This window comes from Variovorax sp. FW305-3-2-15-B-LB1, from assembly GCF_058787635.1.
The window spans coordinates 1-16,765 of sequence record NZ_JBYSZY010000055.1; the positions used below are offsets into that span (position 1 = coordinate 1).

A 16,765-nucleotide genomic window follows, 5' to 3' on the forward strand; every position below is an offset into this window, starting at 1 on the left:
CCGGCGGAACCGTCCAGCGGGCTCTCGCCCACCGCCTCGCCCCCGCCGCCGCAGCTCGACCTGCTGCCCCGGCGCTTCCTGATGCCGCCCCCGGGCTTCTTCCCCGGCCTGGCCGGCCCGCCCGACTCGATCTTTCGCCGCCTCGCCGTGCTCGATGCCCACGGCGCGCTCGTGGTCGGCGCGACCATCGACCCGGAGAACGCCGCGCGCCGGCCGATCCGCCACGGGCGCACCGTCGTCGGCTACCTCGCGCTCGCGCCGATGCAGGGCCTGGAGAGCGAGGCCGACCGCGCCTTTCTCGCCCGGCAGTCCGGCGTGATCGCGCTCACCGGGCTGTGCGGCCTGGCCTTTGCGCTGGTGCTGTCGTGGCTGCTGGCGCGGCGCTGGTTCCAGCCGATCGACGCGCTCACGCAGGCCGCGCAGGATGTGGCGCGCGGGCGGCTCTCGACGCGCGTCGCGGTCCACGGCTCGGACGAGCTCGCGCTGCTGGGCAAGACCTTCAACGACATGGCGCAGCGCCTGGACACGGCCGAGGCCTCGCGCCGTGCCTGGTTGGCCGACGCGGCGCACGAGCTGCGCACACCGCTGGCCGCCATGCGCGCGGAGATCGAGGCGCTGCAGGACGGCGTGCGCAGCTTCGACGAACGCACCGCGCTGCGCATGCACCGGCAGGTGATCCGCCTCGGCCAGCTCGTCGACGACCTGCGCAGCAGCATGCGCGAGCCCCAGAGCGACCTGCTGAAGGCGCCGGTGTACCCGCTGTCGCTGCTGAAAGAAGCGCTCGACCACGCGCGCGACCGCTTCGCGCAGCGCGGCATCGCGCTCGACCGCGACGCCCTCGATCGCATCGCCGCCTCGGCCCAGCCGGTGATCGACGGCGACGCGCACCGGCTGCACCAGGTCTTCATGAACCTGCTGGAGAACACGCTGGCCTACACCGACGCCGGCGGCCAGCTGCGCATCGGCGTGAGCGTCGAAGGCGCATGGACCGGCAATTGCCTCACGCTGGCGTTCGACGACAGCGCACCGGGCGTGCCCGAGGAAGAGATTCCGCGCCTCTTCGACCGCCTGTTCCGCGGCGAAACCTCGCGCAGCCGCGCGCTGGGCGGCTCGGGCCTGGGCCTGTCGATCTGCCGCGCGACCCTCGAGGCGCACGGCGGCAGCATCGAGGCGGCGCCTTCGCCGCTGGGCGGGCTGCGCATGACGATCACCCTTCCGCTGGCGGCTTCCGCATGACACGCATCGTGATCGTCGAGGACGAACTCGACATCGCCTCCGTGGTGCAGGACTACCTGCGCCACGCGGGCTACGACACCGAGCATTTCGCCGACGGGCAGAGCGCGCTCGAACGCATCGTCGCCGCACCGCCCGACCTCACTCTGCTCGACATCATGCTGCCGCGCCTCGATGGCATCGAGGTGCTGCGCCGCGCGCGGGAGCACACGGCGCATCCGATCATCATGCTCACCGCGCGCATCGAGGAGGTCGACCGCCTGCTGGGCCTGGAGCTGGGCGCCGACGACTACGTGTGCAAGCCCTTCTCGCCGCGCGAGCTGGTGGCACGCGTGCACGCGGTGCTGCGTCGCACTGCGCCGGCACCGGCCTTGGCGGCGCCCGGCGCGCCGGGCGACGCACCGGGCCTCGTGCTTGACGACGTGCACTGGCGCGCCTCGCTCGACGGCACGCCGCTGAACCTCACGCGCCGCGAGTTCGGGCTGCTGCAGGTGCTGTCGCGGCACCCGGGCCGCATCTTCTCGCGCGCCCGGCTGCTGGAGCTGGCCTACGACGACACGGTGGACGTGACCGAACGCGCCATCGACAGCCACGTGAAGAACCTGCGCCGCAAGCTCGGCGCGGTGACGCCCGCGCACGACTGGATTCGGTCGGTGTATGGCGTGGGCTTCGCGTGGGAAGCGCCGCCGCCGGCCTGAGCGACCAGGCTAGTTTTGTCGAGGGGCTGCCGCGCGAATTTGCGTCGCCGTCTTCGCCCAGGTCTTCTCCAGCATCCGCGAAAGATAGGACGCCGACTCCCAGCCGACCTGCAGCGCGATGGACAGCACCGAGTCCCGCGTGGTCTGCAACAGGTACACGGCCCGTTCGATGCGCTGGCGCTGCAGGAACTCCAGCGGCGAGATGCCGTGCTTCGCGCGGAAGATCCGCTCCACCTGCCGGCGCGACAGCCGGTGCTGCTGGGCAAAGGCGTCGAGCGACAGGGGCTGCGCCAGATCGCGCAGCATCGTTTCGGCCAGCAGCTCGGCCACCCACAATGCCGGCGAGGCGTCGCCCTCCGACAACGGGTTGGCGCTCAGGCGCGCGGCCTCCATCACGAGCGCGCCGCACAGCACGTAGTTCTCGCTGTCGCCGGCACGGGTCGATTCGAACATCCGCTGCGACAAGGCGCCCAGCGCGGTGCTGCCCGCGCGCATGCCTTGCGGGGGCCGCACGACGCCCTGCGCCTGCAAGGCCGTGGCCCACAGCGCCGGGTCGACGTAGACCGCGACATGGCTCTGGCCGGCGGTGAGCGTGGTCGTCGAATGCGCGTTGCCCGCCGCGAACCAGACGAAGTGGCCGGGCCCGAGGCGCTGCGCCTCGCCCTGCGCATCGCCCACGCTGAAGCGGCCTGCGATGGGCACGAACAGCATGTCGCAATCGTGCACGTGCGCGTCGGTGGCGTAGTGGTCGCGGGTGTTGGCGACCATCGTCGCCTGGTGAGACAGCCGTTCGACGAACAGCGATTGGCGGGGCGGCGGGTGGCTGGAAGTCAGTGGCATGGCCATTCCTTGTCGCATTCGAAGCCGCGCATGTCGCAATCGGGCGCACGCGTTGGCGCGCGCTCCACAGAATCGGAAGGACCACTCCTGCAAGAAGACCCCATGACTACTCAACCTCTGCGCCGCGCGCTCCTGGGCCTGGCCGCCGCCGGTGCCCTGTACGGGCCGACCGCCTCGTGGCCGGCCTCCGATCCGGCCTACCCGGTGAAGCCGATCACCATCATCGTACCCTTCCCCGCCGGCGGCGGAACGGACGTGATCTTCCGTTCGGTGCAGCTGCGGCTGCAGGCTGCGCTCGGTGTGTCGGTCATCATCGACAACCGCTCGGGCGCAGGCGGCACCGTGGGCACGGGCTTCGGCGCGAAGGCGAACCCCGACGGCTACACGCTGGTGGCCAGCACCACGACCACCATCGCCTCGGCCGATGCGGTGTACCCCAAGCTCCCGTACGACCCCCTCAAGGGCCTGGTGCCGATCGGCACCATCGGCACCACGCCTTTCGTGCTGGTGGTCACGCCCGCGCTGGCGGCGCGCACGGTGAAGGACTTCGTCGGCTACGCCAAGGCCAACCCGCAGGCGCTCAACTACGGCAGCATCGGCAACGGCAGCCTGAGCCACCTGGCGGGCGAACTGTTCAAGCAGCGCACCGGCATCGAGATGACGCACGTGCCCTACCGCGGTGCCGCGCCGGCGCAGGCCGACCTGATGGCAGGCCAGATCCAGGCGCTGTTCGACAACCCGCCCGCGCTGCTGGCGCAGGTGCGCGGCGGCCGCATGCGGGCGCTGGCCATCAGTGAACCGTCGGCGGGTTTCGCCGACCTGCCGACTTTCGAGGCAGCCGGCATCAAGGACTTCAAGCCGCAGCTCTGGTATGGCCTGATGGCACCGGCCGCCACGCCGCAGCCGGTGGTGCAGCGCCTGCGCGCCGCGCTCGACACCGCGATGAAAGACCCGGCCCTGCGCACCGACATGCTGGCCAAGGGCGTGACGCCGTGGAGCGTGCGGCCCGAGGTGTTCGAGGAGCAGATCCGCGGCGACATCAAGCTCTGGGGCGGCATTGCGCGCTCGGTCAACGCGAGGGCTGATTGACGATGGCTGCGATTTTTTCTGCGCCCGGTTGCCGGAACATCCGCGTGTTCGTCGGCCCCGATCCATCCGTCGGCGGCAACCCCGCGCCCGTCTGGCTCGATGCCGACGCGCTCTCCACCGCACAGATGCAGGCGCACACCCGGCTCAGCGGCCATGAGTCCGTCTTCGTGCTGAAGCCGACGACACCGGCGCACCGGCTGCGCATGCGTTACTTCGTGCCCAAGCACGAGATGGAAATGTGCGGCCACGCCACGGTCGGCGCGCTGTGGCTGCTGCACCGGCGCGGCGAATGGGACGGTGCGCCCGTCGCGATCGAAACGCTCAGCGGCACCGTCACGGGCCGGCGCGTCGATGGCACGGTGCAGATCAGCCAGCCGCGCGCCACGGTGGAAGAGGTGACGCAACAGCGGCTGGTCGAAGACATCGCGCAGTGCCTGGGCATCGAGGTCGGGCAGATCGTGGGGCCGGTGCTCAACGCCGCCACCAGCCGGGTCAAGACGCTGGTTCGCCTGACCGACACCGCGCAGCTGCACGCCTTGCGCGTCGACTTCGCGCGCGTCGAATCGCTGTGCGAACGTCTCAGGTCCACCGGGCTGTATCCCTATGCCATGTCACGGGACGAGACCGACACGGTCAGCGCACGGCAATTTCCGAAATCTTCCGGCTACCCGGAAGACGCCGCCACGGGCATCGCCGCCGCCGCGCTGGCCTGGGGCCTGCGCCGCCTTGGGCTGGTCGGCCACGAGGCGCTGTCAGTGACCGTGCGGCAGGGAGAAGCAATGGGTTCGCCCTCCGCGATCCACGTGGGATTGCCATCGGATGCGAACGCGCAGGAAGGCTGCTGGGTCGGCGGCGAGGCCTGCGATGCGCAACCCGAAGATTTCTTGCTCGGCCAGCTGTGCCCACCTGAAGTGGCGCGGGCCAAGCCATCGGGTACTTACGCCACATTCGCGAGGGCCGGCAGTCTGCTGCACACGAGCGGCGTGGTGGCGCGCGAGAACGGCCAGGTGATCACAGGCCGGCTCGACGGCCCCGACGATGTGCCGCGCGGCCAGTGGGCCGCAGTGGCGGCTGTCGGCGCCCTGCTGCGCGCAGCACAGGACGAGCTCGGCAGCCTCTCGCGCGTCGTTCGCGTCGTGGCACTGAACGGCTACCTCCAGACTTGCGGCGACTTCCAGGACCACGCCCAGGTGATGGACGCGGCCTCGGCGGCCCTGCAACAGATCTTCCCCGATGCCGCCCTGCCGGTTCGCACCACCGTGGGCGTCGCGTCGCTGCCTCGCGGCGGCGTGGTCGAGGTGTCGATGGTGCTCGAGACGCGCGACTAGGCTCGCTTCTTCCCGGCTTTTTCCACGGGAGGCAGCGCGGCGTGCCCGCTCGTCACCACCGCCGAGGTGGCGGGCCGCCTCAGCCCCAGCGCGCCTTCGAGCATCCGCAGGATGGTCTCGCGGGCCAGGTCGAAGTCGGCCGGCTCCAGCGCCTGCTTACCCAGCAGCATGCGCATCTGCCAGGCGAAGTCGGCGTAGGTCTGCGTCATGGCCCACAGCGTGAACAGCAGGTGCGGCACGGGCAGCGGCGCCACGTCGCCGTTCGCCATCCAGCGGTTCAGCACGGCCGCTTCGGCGCGGAAGGCCGGTACCAGCTTGGCCTCGATGTCGTCGGCGCATTGCGGCGCCTGCGAAATGATTTCCTGCGCGAACAGCCGCGAGCCCGAGGGGTGGTCGTACGAGAACTGCAGCTTCTGCGTGACGTAGCGCTCCAGCGCGGCATGCGGGTCGAGGTCGGCGTCGGCCAGGCTGTTGAGGTTCGACAGCCACGAGTCGAGCACGTCGTTGAACACGCGGCTGTACAGCGCCTTCTTCGAGGGGAAGTAGTACAGCAGGCTCTGCTTGGAGATGCCCGCGTCGGCCGCGATGTCGTCGACCGACACGCCGCCGTAGCCGTGCAGCGCGAATCGCTCCTGCGCCACCGCAAGGATGGCGCTCTCGAGGTTCTGGCGGCGGGCCTGGCGCTTCACGGCGGGAGGACGCACCGCAGTTCGCAGGGGGGGCGCAGCACTCATGGGTTCTTCATCCGCGCCAGAAAGCGCACCAGTCGCTCGTCGCCGCAGTGCGCGACGTTGAAGCGATACCAGGCAAAGGGCTGCGGCATGTCGCCGAAATCGGTCGCGGCCGCGAGCGGCAGGCCCTGCTTGCGCGCCTCCTGCAGCACCGCATCGCTCGATGGACGAGGCTCACAGCCGGGCGGCCAGCCTGCGCAGAGAAAGGGACCGCCATCGGGCACGCACAGCGCCTGCAGGCCCGCGCCGGTCAACAGCGACAGCGTGCGCTCGCCGGCGATCTTCAGCGCGGTGTTGAGCTTCTGCAGGAAGCGCGGATAGCCGGCATCGGCCAGCACCTCGCAGGCCACGCGCTCTTCGAACTCGCTCGGGCCGAGCGTGGTGTGCAGGCAGCGCAAGGCCGCATCCTCGACCCAATGCTGCGGCAGCAGCACATGTGCAAGCCGCAGCTTGGCCGAGAGCGTGGTCGACACGCCACCGACCTGCGCCACGCGCTGCAGCCCGTCCATCGCGGCAAGGCTGGGCGCCTGCAACGGCGAGAGCCCGCGCCAGGTGTCGAGCTCGATCACGCGCAGGTCGTGCCGCTCGGCCGCCTGCAGCGCCTGGTGCGCGCCCTGCGGGCTCATGCACACGCCCAGCGGATTGGAAACTGCCGTCGACAGGAACAGCAGGCGCTGGCGGCTTGCTGCAGGCAACATCGCGGCATGGCTGTCGAGCGCGGCGATGTCGAGGCAGCCGCCGCGCCGTGGCACTTCGAGCATGCGACGGCCCAGCGTGCGGATCAGGCTGCGCAGCTGGCGCGGTGCGGGCGACTCGACCAGCACCGCGTCGCCGGGCTCGGTCCAGGCCTGCAGCAAACACATCGTGGCGCCCAGGCTGCCCGCTGCCGTCATGACCTGCTGCGGGCCCAGTGCGGGCAATTCGGCGCGATGGCGCGCGGCGATCAGTTCGCGCAGGCGCGGCAGGCCGAAACCATGTCGCGTGCCGCTGTCCCATTCGGGGGCCGAGCGCGCCACGCGACGCATGGCTTCGCGCACCAGGTCGTCGCCCCGGTATTCGGGGGGTGGCGGGCGGTCGTGGGCCGTGGCGGTGTCGGTCATGCGCGGCACCGCATCGGCGTCGTCGGTTGCCACGCGCGAAGGCCGGTGCAGCACGTAGTAACCACTGCCCGGCCGCGAGGCCAGCACCGAGCGCGCGCGCAAGGCGCTGTACGACTCGGTGACGGTGAAGGTGCTGATGCCCAGCTTGCCGGCCAGCGCGCGCACCGAAGGCATCTTGGTGCCTGGCGCCAGGCGCCCGTCGATGACGCGCAGCTCGACCCCCACCACGAGGCGCTGTGCCAGCCCGAGGCCGGGCGCGGCTTCGTCCATGTCGCCCATCAGGCCCTGCATCCAACCGGCACCGGCGGGCGCCGGCTGGCGCAGCGCCGACGCGTTGCTTGAACTCTGCATCACCGGGTCTCCTTGAGAAACGCATGCGGCCTGTCTGGACAGGGTTTGCCCTGGGCAACTGTGCTGGGGAGTGCACCAAACAGCATGGTCGGCAGCGGCAAACACTTTCTCGTGCGCCGCGCCAACTGTGTATGGGCGGCACCCCTCGTTTGCTGAATCATCGCGACATTCGACCACTTGGTCAAACTTCATGAGGGCTCGATCTCTCATGTCGCACACGGTTACCCCACCACGACCTGGAGCTTGAAAGCCCATGAGCAGCACGATGAATCCCGTCGCGCCCAGCGCGCACATTGCCTCCGATGTGCGCGCCGGCCGTCTCGACCCCGCGCAGTACGCCAAGAATTTCTGCGACGCCCACCCGCCGCTGAACGTGGTGCAGGCCAACATCGAGGCCGAGCGCTGCTACTACTGTTTCGACGCGCCCTGCCAGACGGCCTGCCCCACGGGCATCGACATCCCGACCTTCATCCGCCGCATCGCCGACGGCAACCTGCGCGGCGCCGCGCGCACCATCCTCGAAGAGAACCCGCTGGGCGGCATGTGCGCCCGCGTGTGCCCGACCGAGGTGCTGTGCGAGCAGGCCTGCGTGCGCAACAGCAACGAGAGCAAGCCGGTCGAGATCGGCCTGCTGCAGCGCCATGCGACCGATGCCTTCTTCGACGCGCCCGGCGCGCCGCTGTTCGTGCGCGCGGCCGACACGGGCAAGCGCATTGCCGTCGTCGGTGCGGGCCCGGCCGGCCTGGCCTGCGCCCACCGCCTCGCGGTGCTGGGCCACCAGGTGACGCTGTTCGACGCGCGCCCCAAGCTGGGCGGCCTGAACGAGTACGGCCTGGCGAGCTACAAGACGGTGAACGACTTCGCGCAACGCGAGATCGAGTGGCTGCTGTCGGTCGGCGGCATCGAGGTGCGCAACAACCAGGCACTGGGCCGCGACCTGCACCTGGACGCGCTCGCCGCCGGCTACGACGCGGTGTTCCTCGGCCTGGGCCTGGCGGGCGTGAACACGCTGGGCCTGGGCGAGCAGAGCGGCGTGCGCGACGCGGTGGACTTCATCGCCGAACTGCGCCAGGCCGCGTCGCCGGCCGATGTGGCCATTGGCCGGCACGTGGTGGTGATCGGCGGCGGCATGACCGCCGTGGACGCGGCCGTGCAGTCGCGCAAGCTGGGCGCGGAAGACGTGAGCATCGTCTACCGGCGCGGCGCCGAGGCCATGGGCGCCTCGGTCGACGAGCAGAGCTGGGCCAAGGAGAACGGCGTGCGCATCATCCACTGGGCCGCGCCCAAGGCCCTGCGCGCCAAGGGCGGCGTGCTGCGGGGCATCGACTTCGCGCGCACCGCGCTGGTCGACGGCAAGCTGGTCGAGACCGGCGAAGCGCTCGCATTGCAGGCCGACATGGTGCTGTGCGCCATCGGCCAGAGCTTTGTCGCGACCGCGCTGGAAGACAGCGGCGTGCAGCTGCAGGGCGGGCGCATCAGCACCGACGCCGAGTGCCGCAGCTCGCGCCCGAAGGTCTGGGCCGGCGGCGACGCGCGCTTCGGCGGGCGCGACCTCACGGTCGAGGCGGTGGAAGACGGCAAGCAGGCCGCGCTGTCCATCGACCGCCACCTGCGCGCGGCCTGACGCGACCGCACCGACCTTCCTCTCCTCTCATTCCATCCGTGCGCGCCTTGCCGCGACAGGAGCAATTCACATGGCAGACCTGAGCATCGACTTCGTGGGCATCCGCAGCCCCAACCCCTTCTGGTTGGCCTCGGCGCCGCCGACCGACAAGGAGATCAACGTGGTCCGCGCCTTCGAGGCCGGCTGGGGCGGCGTGGTCTGGAAGACCGTGGGCGAAGACCCGAACGTGGTCAACGTGCACGGCCCGCGCTATGCCGTGTCGTATGCGGCCGACCGCCGCGTGACGGGCTTCAACAACATCGAGCTGATCTCCGACCGCCCGCTGCGCACCAACCTCGAAGAGATGACGCGCGTCAAGCGCAACTGGCCCGACCGCGCGCTGGTGGCGTCGATCATGGTGCCCTGCACCGAAGAGGCCTGGAAGAACATCCTGCCCATGGTCGAGGACACCGGCTGCGACGGCATCGAACTGAACTTCGGCTGCCCGCACGGCATGAGCGAACGCGGCATGGGCGCGGCCGTGGGCCAGGTGCCCGAGTACATCCAGATGGTGACCGAATGGTGCAAGCACTACTCGAAGCTGCCGGTGATCGTGAAGCTCACGCCCAACGTGGCCGACATCCGCCCCGCCGCGCGTGCTGCAAAGAAGGGCGGCGCCGATGCGGTGAGCCTCATCAACACCATCAACTCGATCATGGGCGTGGACCTGGACGCGATGGCGATGTTTCCGCACACCGACGGCAAGGGCTCGCACGGCGGCTACTGCGGCCCCGGCGCCAAGCCGATCGCGCTGCACATGGTGGCCGAGATCGCGCGCGACCCGCAAACGGCCGGCCTGCCCATCTCCGGCATCGGCGGCGTCTCGACCTGGCGCGACGCCGCCGAGTTCATCGCGCTGGGCAGCGGCTCGGTGCAGGTGTGCACCGCCGCCATGGTCTACGGCTTCAAGATCGTGCAGGACCTGTGCGACGGCCTCTCCAACTTCATGGACCAGAAGGGCTACGCCAACCTGGAACAACTGCGCGGCCGTGCGGTCGGCAGCATCACCGACTGGCAGCAGCTCAACCTGAACCACGTCGACAAGGCGGTGATTCACCAGGACCTGTGCATCCAGTGCGGCCGCTGCCACGTGGTGTGCGAAGACACCTCGCACCAGGCCATCAGCGCCACGAAAGACGGCATGCGCTTCTTCGAAGTGAAGGAAGAAGAGTGCGTGGGCTGCAACCTGTGCGTGTCGATCTGCCCGGTGCCCGGCGCGCTGTCGATGCGCACGCTGAAGGCCGGCGAGACGGATGCGCGCACCGGCCACCCGGTGGTGGGCCACTACGCCAACTGGACCACGCACCCCAACAACCCGATGCGCACCGGCAGCCCCGCCTGAACGGGATATCGAACAAGCGAGTGAGTGAGTGAGCAAGTGAATGACCAAGCCCGGCGCAGACCGGGCGGCGGCGGGAGGGGAACGACCACACGGCCAGAAGCACGACACACGTGCAGGAGAAAACCCACATGACGACCCCACAGCACGGCGGCGCACCCGCCGCAAACCTCTGGAACGAGGACCTGGCGCCCACCACGCTGGCGCAGCGAACGTGGCGCTGGTACCACTTCGCCGCGCTCTGGGTGGGCATGGTGATGTGCATCCCCGCCTACATGCTGGCGGCCAGCCTCATCGAAGGCGGCATGTCGTGGGGGCAGGCGGTGCTGACCGTGTTCCTCGGCAACGCCATCGTGCTGGTGCCGATGCTGCTCATCGGCCACGCGGGCGCGAAGTACGGCATTCCGTATGCGGTGATGGCGCGCGCCTCGTTCGGCACGCGCGGGGCGCGGCTCCCCGCCTTGCTGCGCGCCATCGTGGCCTGCGGCTGGTACGGCATCCAGACATGGTTCGGCGGCCAGATGATCTACACGCTGGTCGGCGTGCTCATGGGCCAGCCGCTGGGCGGCGACAAGCTGCCGATGCTCGGCATCAATGGCGCGCAGCTGGTGTGCTTCCTGATCTTCTGGGCCATCCAGCTGTACTTCGTGGTGCACGGCATCGAATCGATCCGCCGGCTCGAAACCTACACTGCGCCGCTGAAGATCATCGTGTGCGTCGCCCTGCTCTACTGGGCCGTGCAGCGCGCGGGCGGCCTGGGCCCGATCTTCGACCAGCCTTCGCAGTTCGAGGCCGGCGGCAAGAAGGCCGGCATGTTCTGGGCGGTGTTCTGGCCTTCGCTCACGGCCATGGTCGGCTTCTGGGCCACGCTGGCGCTGAACATCCCCGACTTCACACGCTTCTCGCGCTCGCAGCGCGACCAGGTGGTGGGCCAGGTCATCGGCCTGCCCGCGCCCATGGGCCTGCTCGCGATGATGGCCGTGATGGTCACCTCGGCCACGGTGGTCATCTACGGCAAGGCGCTGTGGGACCCGGTGGACCTGGCCAGCCGCATGACCGGCGCCGCGGTGCTGCTCGCGCTCATCATCCTGCTGATCGACACCGTGAGCGTGAACCTGGCGGCCAACCTGGTGGGCCCGGCCTACGACTTCTCTGCCCTCAACCCGAAGAAGATCTCGTACCGCACGGGCGGCTACATCACCGCCGGCATCGCCATCGTGATGATGCCGTGGAAGGTGCTGGAGACCACGCAGGGCTACATCTTCACCTGGCTCATCGGCTACTCGGCGCTGCTGGGGCCGGTGGCCGGCATCCTGATTGCCGACTACTACCTCATCCGCCGCAAGGAGCTGGACGTCGAGGCGCTCTACCGCGAGACCGGCGCCTACAGCTACGGCAACGGCTGGAACATGGCGGCCATCGTCGCCTTCGTCGTCGGCGTGCTGCCGAACATCCCCGGCTTCCTGAACGCCGCCTTTCCGTCGGCCGTGCCGTCGATGCCCGAGTTCTTCAAGACGATCTACACCTACGCCTGGTTCGTCGGCGTGGTGCTGTCGGCCGTGGTCTACATGGGGCTGATGAAGGCGCGCGCGCCACAGCTTCAGGGCATGACCCCGCCCCTCAAAAACCCCAGCTGAGAAAAAACAGAAAAGGAACCCACGCCATGACCGTTCTCATTCGCGGTGGCACGGTGGTCAACGCCGATGCCGAGCACCGTGCCGACGTGCTCTGCCAGGGGGACAAGATCCTCCAGGTCGGCACCGACCTGCAGGTGCCGGCCGGCACCGAGGTGATCGACGCCGGGGGCGCCTATGTCATGCCCGGCGGCATCGACCCGCACACCCACATGCAGCTGCCCTTCATGGGCACGGTGGCGGCCGACGACTTCTTCAGCGGCACGGCGGCCGGCCTGGCCGGCGGCACCACCAGCATCATCGACTTCGTGATTCCCGACCCGCAGCAGTCGCTGATGGACGCCTTTCGCATGTGGCGCGGCTGGGCCGAAAAATCCGCCGGCGACTACAGCTTTCACGTGGCCGTGACCTGGTGGAACGACAGCGTGCACAAGGACATGGGCACGCTGGTGCACGAGCACGGCGTGAACAGCTTCAAGCACTTCATGGCCTACAAGAACGCGATCATGGCCGACGACGAGATCCTGGTGAAGAGCTTCCAGCGCTCGCTGGAACTCGGCGCCATGCCCACGGTGCATGCGGAGAACGGCGAGCTGGTCGCGATGCTGCAGCAGCAGCTGCTGGCGCAGGGCATTCGCGGACCCGAGGGCCATCCGCTGTCGCGCCCACCGATGGTCGAGGCCGAGGCGGCCAACCGCGCCATCGCCATCGCCGACGTGCTGGGCGTGCCGATCTACGTGGTACACGTGTCGTGCGGTGAAGCGCTCGACGCCATCACCCGCGCCCGCGCACGCGGCCAGCGCGTGTACGGCGAAGTGCTGGCCGGCCACCTCGTGGTCGACGAGAGCGCCTACCGCGACCCCGACTTTGCGCGCGCTGCCGCCCACGTGATGAGCCCGCCCTTCCGCTCGCGCGAGAACCAGGCCATGCTGTGGCGCGGTCTGCAGGGCGGCAACCTGCACACCACGGCGACCGACCACTGCACCTTCTGCGCCGAGCAGAAGGCCGCCGGCCGCAACGACTTCACGAAGATTCCCAACGGCTGCGGCGGCGTCGAAGAACGCATGGCCGTGCTGTGGGATGCGGGTGTCAACGCGGGCCGGCTCACGCCCTCTGAGTTCGTGCGCGTCACCTCGACCAACGCGGCGCAGCTGTTCAACCTGTACCCGCGCAAGGGCGTCATTCAGGCCGGCGCCGATGCCGACATCGTGGTGTGGGACCCGAAGGCGACCAAGACGCTGTCGGTGAAGACGCAGCATTCGAAGAGCGACTTCAACATCTTCGAAGGCCGCGAAGTGACGGGTGTGCCCAGGCACACGGTGAGCGCCGGCCGCTGGGTCTACCGCAACGGCGACCTGCGCGCCGAGCCCGGCACCGGCCGCTACCTCAAGCGCCCGCCCTTCGCGCCGATGTTCACCGCACTCGAACGCTTCAAGCAGCAGCACGCGCCCACGGCCGTGGCGCGCTGAACCCCCAAGGAGTCATACATGAATGCAGCAGTGGACACGCAGGTGCTGACGATCAACGGCGAGCGCCTGTGGAACTCGCTGATGGAACTGGCACGCATCGGCGCCACCCCCAAGGGCGGCGTCAAGCGGCTGGCGCTGACCGACCTCGACAAGCAAGGCCGCGACCTCGTGGTGTCGTGGGGCAAGGAGGCCGGCCTGAGCATCACCGTCGACAAGATCGGCAACGTCTTCATGCGCCGCGAAGGCACCAACCCCGCGCTGCCGCCCATCGTTTCGGGCAGCCACATCGACACGCAGCCCACCGGCGGCAAGTTCGACGGCAACTACGGCGTGCTGTCGGCACTGGAGGTGGTGCGCACGCTGAACGACCAGGGCATTCGCACCGAAGCGCCCATCGAGGTCGCGTTCTGGACCAACGAGGAAGGCTCGCGCTTCGTGCCGGTGATGATGGGCTCGGGTGTCTTCTGCGGCGCCTTCAGCCTCGAGCATGCCTACGCCGCGAAAGACACGGAAGGCAAGACGGTGCGCGAAGAGCTGGAACGCATCGGCTACATCGGCGACCAGACGCCGGGCGACCACCCCATCGGCGCCTACTTCGAGGCGCACATCGAACAGGGACCGGTGCTGGAAGATGCGGACAAGGTCATCGGCGTGGTGCCGGCGGTGCTCGGCCTCTCGTGGTACGACTGCGTCGTCACCGGCATGGAGGCGCACGCAGGCCCCACGCCGATGCACCTGCGCCGCGATGCGCTGCAGGTGGCGACGCGGATCATGCAGGAGGTGGTGGCCATCGGGCTGCGCTACCCGCCCTACGGACGCGGCACGGTCGGCATGGTGCAGGTGCACCCGAACAGCCGCAACGTGATTCCGGGCGAGGTGAAGTTCTCGGTCGACCTGCGCAACGTGAGCGGCGAACTGCTTGACCGCATGCACGGCGAGATCCTCGCCTTCGTCGAACGCACGGGGCGCGAGACCGGGTTGGGCGTGACGATCGAGCGCGTGTCGTACTTTCCGCCCTGCCCGTTTCACCCCGATTGCGTGGATGCGGTGCGCCGCGCGACCGAACGGCTCGGCTACTCGACCATGGATGTGGTGTCCGGCGCGGGCCACGACGCGATCTATGCCGCGCGGCTCGCACCGGCCGGCATGATCTTCGTGCCCTGCAAGGACGGCATCAGCCACAACGAGATCGAGGACGCGCAGCCCGACCACCTGACGGCCGGCTGCAACGTACTTCTGCACGCCATGCTCGAACGCGCGAAGCGCGTGGACTGACGCCCATACGCTCGCGGCGGCGCTGCCGTTACTGGTACGCCGCCAGCTCCTGCTTCGCGATCGCGTTGCGGTGCACCTCGTCGGGGCCGTCGGCCACACGCAGGTGGCGCTCGTAGGCGTAGAAGTGCGTGAGCAGCGTGTCCTGGCTCAAGCCCATCGCGCCGAAGGCCTGCATGGCCCAGTCGATCACCTTCACGCAGTTGTTGGGCGTGAGCACCTTGATCATCGCGATTTCCTTCGCGGCGACCTTGTTGCCCACGGTGTCCATGCGGTAGGCCGCGTTCAGCACCATCCAGCGCGACTGCTCGATCAGCATGCGCGACTCGGCAATGCGCTCGCGCCACACGCCCTGCTCCGACAGCGGCTTGTGGAAGGCCACGCGCGACACGAGGCGCTGGCACATCATCTCCAGCGCGGCTTCGGCCATGCCGATGGCGCGCATGCAGTGGTGGATGCGTCCGGGGCCGAGGCGGCCTTGTGCAATCTCGAAGCCGCGCCCCTCGCCTAGCAGGATGTTCTCGACCGGCACGCGCACGTTGTCGAACACGATCTCGGGGTGGCCGAAAGGCGGGTCGTACATGCCCAGCAGCTGCATGTCGCGCACGATGGTGATGCCGGGCGTGTTCTTGGGCACGAGCACCATCGACTGCTGCTTGTGGCGGTCGGCGTTGTCGGGGTCGGTCTTGCCCATCAGCACGAAGATCTCGCAGCGCTCGTTCATGGCGCCGGTGATGTACCACTTGCGCCCGTTGATGACGTACTCGTCACCTTCGCGGCGGATGCTGCAGCGGATGTTGGTGGCGTCGCTCGATGCCACCTCGGGCTCGGTCATGGCGAACGACGAGCGGATCTCGCCGGCCAGCAGCGGCGTGAGCCAGCGGTCTTGCTGGGCCTTGGTGCCGTAGCGCGCCAGCACTTCCATGTTGCCGGTGTCGGGCGCGGAGCAGTTGAAGATTTCCGCGCACCAGTAGCGCCGGCCCATGATCTCGCACAGCGGCGCGTACTCGACATTGCTCAGGCCCGGGCCGTGCTCCGACTCGGGCAGGAACAGGTTCCACAGGCCGCGCTCGCGCGCCTTGGCCTTGAGGCCGGCCATCATCGGCAGCTCGGCGTAGGGGCGGCCGGCGCGGGCGTTGGCGGCCAGCTCTTCCTCGCGTCGCTTCTCGTTCGGGTAGACGTGCTCGTCCATGAACTTGAGCAGCTCGGCGCGCAGCGCGAGCACCCGGGGCGTGAATTCGAATTGCATGTCGTCTCGTCCTTCTTCCAATGTGCGGTCGAAGATACGTCGCGATGCGGATCGGGACGGTCGTTCGCGCGACAGCACGAACGCCGCCTTGTGTGGATCAGCGCGGGGTTGGCAATGCCGTCGCGAGCGCGGCCAGCGCCGCCACCACCTTCTGCACAGACTGCGCGGCGCGCGCGTCCTTCAGCGTGCCGTCGGCCTCGAAGGCCTCGTTCGCGCGCCCGAGCGCGAACTGCTGCGGCGCCACCAGCATGGCGAAGGCCATCTGCAGGTACTGGCGCAGGAAGTTCATCGAGCGCAGCGCGCCCAGCGGCCCGGGCGAGGCCGACAGCAGCGCGGCCGGCTTGTTGGCCGTGGCGGCCAGCCCGCCCGCGTGGCCCTCGCCCGGCGGAATGCGCGAGAGCCAGCTGAAGGCGTTGATGACCAGCGGCGTGGGAAAGCCGTTGTACTCGGGCGTGACGATCAGCACGCCGTCGCTCGCCGCGATGGCGCTGCGCAGTTCGTGCGCGCCGGCCGGCACGCCCGAGGCGGCTTCGAGGTCACCGTCGTACACGGGCAGCGCCAGCGCGCGCAGGTCCATCTCCGTCACCTGCAGGCCCGCCGCGCGCGCGGTGGCCGCGGCCACGGCCGCCAGCCGGCGGTTGAGCGAGCCGTCGCGGGCGCTGCCGGGAATGATCAGGATGCGGGGACTGTCCATGCGGGGCTCCTTGCCGTGCGTTGAAAGAAGAAGGAAAGCCGCGCCGCACGTTTCGCGTGCGGCGCGGCGTTCGTC

The 16,765-nt window shown here is 69.4% G+C and carries 14 protein-coding genes; 9 read left to right on the forward strand and 5 right to left on the reverse strand.

What is annotated here, in order from left to right:
* Together AC3WQR_RS25485 and AC3WQR_RS25490 are read left to right on the forward strand one after the other, a co-directional pair.
* The coding region (locus tag AC3WQR_RS25485) for an ATP-binding protein (RefSeq protein ID WP_492744491.1) at positions 1-1,236 on the forward strand (1,236 nt) is incomplete at its 5' end.
* Positions 1,233-1,931, forward strand: coding sequence for a response regulator (locus AC3WQR_RS25490; protein ID WP_492744493.1), 699 nt, complete (start codon positions 1,233-1,235; stop codon positions 1,929-1,931). The genes AC3WQR_RS25485 and AC3WQR_RS25490, both read left to right, overlap by 4 nt.
* Positions 1,932-1,940: 9 nt before the next feature.
* Here AC3WQR_RS25490 and AC3WQR_RS25495 read toward each other — a convergent pair whose 3' ends face one another.
* Positions 1,941-2,771, reverse strand: coding sequence for a helix-turn-helix domain-containing protein (locus tag AC3WQR_RS25495; protein WP_492744495.1), 831 nt, complete (start codon positions 2,769-2,771; stop codon positions 1,941-1,943).
* A gap of 102 nt (positions 2,772-2,873) precedes the next feature.
* Between AC3WQR_RS25495 and AC3WQR_RS25500 the strand changes: the two genes are divergently transcribed.
* Complete coding sequence (locus AC3WQR_RS25500) at positions 2,874-3,860, forward strand: Bug family tripartite tricarboxylate transporter substrate binding protein (RefSeq protein WP_492744497.1); 987 nt, start codon at positions 2,874-2,876, stop codon at positions 3,858-3,860.
* A gap of 2 nt (positions 3,861-3,862) precedes the next feature.
* Entirely contained in the window at positions 3,863-5,188 is a 1,326-nt protein-coding gene (locus AC3WQR_RS25505; RefSeq protein WP_492744499.1) for a PhzF family phenazine biosynthesis isomerase, read from the forward strand.
* Here AC3WQR_RS25505 and AC3WQR_RS25510 read toward each other — a convergent pair.
* Positions 5,185-5,922: a TetR family transcriptional regulator C-terminal domain-containing protein gene (locus tag AC3WQR_RS25510; protein ID WP_492744501.1), complete on the reverse strand. Its 738-nt coding sequence runs from the start codon at positions 5,920-5,922 to the stop codon at positions 5,185-5,187. The genes AC3WQR_RS25505 and AC3WQR_RS25510 overlap by 4 nt on opposite strands.
* Positions 5,919-7,370 carry an aminotransferase-like domain-containing protein gene (locus AC3WQR_RS25515; RefSeq protein WP_492744504.1) on the reverse strand — a complete coding sequence of 484 codons (1,452 nt, stop codon included), beginning with the start codon at positions 7,368-7,370 and terminating at the stop codon, positions 5,919-5,921. The genes AC3WQR_RS25510 and AC3WQR_RS25515 overlap by 4 nt, the downstream gene beginning before the upstream one ends.
* A 253-nt stretch (positions 7,371-7,623) precedes the next feature.
* Here AC3WQR_RS25515 and AC3WQR_RS25520 point away from each other — a divergent pair, with 253 nt between their 5' ends.
* The 5 genes from AC3WQR_RS25520 to AC3WQR_RS25540 all read left to right on the forward strand — a co-directional run bounded on the left by AC3WQR_RS25520 (position 7,624) and on the right by AC3WQR_RS25540 (position 14,750).
* On the forward strand, positions 7,624-8,994 hold the full coding sequence (locus tag AC3WQR_RS25520; RefSeq protein WP_492744506.1) for an NAD(P)-dependent oxidoreductase: 1,371 nt from the start codon (positions 7,624-7,626) through the stop codon (positions 8,992-8,994).
* 70 nt (positions 8,995-9,064) lie between these two features.
* Positions 9,065-10,375, forward strand: a complete 1,311-nt coding sequence (gene preA, locus AC3WQR_RS25525) for an NAD-dependent dihydropyrimidine dehydrogenase subunit PreA (RefSeq protein ID WP_492744508.1) — start codon at positions 9,065-9,067, stop codon at positions 10,373-10,375.
* A gap of 128 nt (positions 10,376-10,503) precedes the next feature.
* Complete coding sequence (locus tag AC3WQR_RS25530; RefSeq protein WP_492744510.1) at positions 10,504-12,009, forward strand: NCS1 family nucleobase:cation symporter-1; 1,506 nt, start codon at positions 10,504-10,506, stop codon at positions 12,007-12,009.
* 26 nt (positions 12,010-12,035) lie between these two features.
* Positions 12,036-13,475 carry a dihydropyrimidinase gene (gene hydA, locus AC3WQR_RS25535; protein ID WP_492744512.1) on the forward strand — a complete coding sequence of 480 codons (1,440 nt, stop codon included), beginning with the start codon at positions 12,036-12,038 and terminating at the stop codon, positions 13,473-13,475.
* Positions 13,476-13,493: 18 nt separating this feature from the next.
* A complete protein-coding gene (locus AC3WQR_RS25540; protein WP_492744514.1) occupies positions 13,494-14,750 on the forward strand; it encodes a Zn-dependent hydrolase in 1,257 nt (418 codons plus the stop codon).
* Positions 14,751-14,778: 28 nt separating this feature from the next.
* Here AC3WQR_RS25540 and AC3WQR_RS25545 read toward each other — a convergent pair whose 3' ends face one another.
* Together AC3WQR_RS25545 and AC3WQR_RS25550 are read right to left on the reverse strand one after the other, a co-directional pair.
* On the reverse strand, positions 14,779-15,996 hold the full coding sequence (locus AC3WQR_RS25545) for an acyl-CoA dehydrogenase family protein (protein ID WP_492744516.1): 1,218 nt from the start codon (positions 15,994-15,996) through the stop codon (positions 14,779-14,781).
* A gap of 97 nt (positions 15,997-16,093) precedes the next feature.
* On the reverse strand, positions 16,094-16,690 hold the full coding sequence (locus AC3WQR_RS25550; RefSeq protein WP_095746578.1) for an NADPH-dependent FMN reductase: 597 nt from the start codon (positions 16,688-16,690) through the stop codon (positions 16,094-16,096).
* Positions 16,691-16,765 lie beyond the last annotated feature (75 nt).

What these genes read in the sequence shown, in the direction of transcription:
- AC3WQR_RS25550 (WP_095746578.1), bottom strand. Translation starts at nt 16,690, where the DNA reads ATGGACAGTCCCCGCATCCTGATCATTCCCGGCAGCGCCCGCGACGGC.
- AC3WQR_RS25500 (WP_492744497.1), top strand. Translation starts at nt 2,874, where the DNA reads ATGACTACTCAACCTCTGCGCCGCGCGCTCCTGGGCCTGGCCGCCGCC.
- AC3WQR_RS25530 (WP_492744510.1), top strand. Translation starts at nt 10,504, where the DNA reads ATGACGACCCCACAGCACGGCGGCGCACCCGCCGCAAACCTCTGGAAC.
- AC3WQR_RS25540 (WP_492744514.1), top strand. Translation starts at nt 13,494, where the DNA reads ATGAATGCAGCAGTGGACACGCAGGTGCTGACGATCAACGGCGAGCGC.
- AC3WQR_RS25505 (WP_492744499.1), top strand. Translation starts at nt 3,863, where the DNA reads ATGGCTGCGATTTTTTCTGCGCCCGGTTGCCGGAACATCCGCGTGTTC.
- AC3WQR_RS25510 (WP_492744501.1), bottom strand. Translation starts at nt 5,922, where the DNA reads ATGAGTGCTGCGCCCCCCCTGCGAACTGCGGTGCGTCCTCCCGCCGTG.
- AC3WQR_RS25520 (WP_492744506.1), top strand. Translation starts at nt 7,624, where the DNA reads ATGAGCAGCACGATGAATCCCGTCGCGCCCAGCGCGCACATTGCCTCC.
- AC3WQR_RS25515 (WP_492744504.1), bottom strand. Translation starts at nt 7,370, where the DNA reads ATGCAGAGTTCAAGCAACGCGTCGGCGCTGCGCCAGCCGGCGCCCGCC.
- hydA (WP_492744512.1), top strand. Translation starts at nt 12,036, where the DNA reads ATGACCGTTCTCATTCGCGGTGGCACGGTGGTCAACGCCGATGCCGAG.
- AC3WQR_RS25495 (WP_492744495.1), bottom strand. Translation starts at nt 2,771, where the DNA reads ATGCCACTGACTTCCAGCCACCCGCCGCCCCGCCAATCGCTGTTCGTC.
- AC3WQR_RS25490 (WP_492744493.1), top strand. Translation starts at nt 1,233, where the DNA reads ATGACACGCATCGTGATCGTCGAGGACGAACTCGACATCGCCTCCGTG.
- preA (WP_492744508.1), top strand. Translation starts at nt 9,065, where the DNA reads ATGGCAGACCTGAGCATCGACTTCGTGGGCATCCGCAGCCCCAACCCC.
- AC3WQR_RS25545 (WP_492744516.1), bottom strand. Translation starts at nt 15,996, where the DNA reads ATGCAATTCGAATTCACGCCCCGGGTGCTCGCGCTGCGCGCCGAGCTG.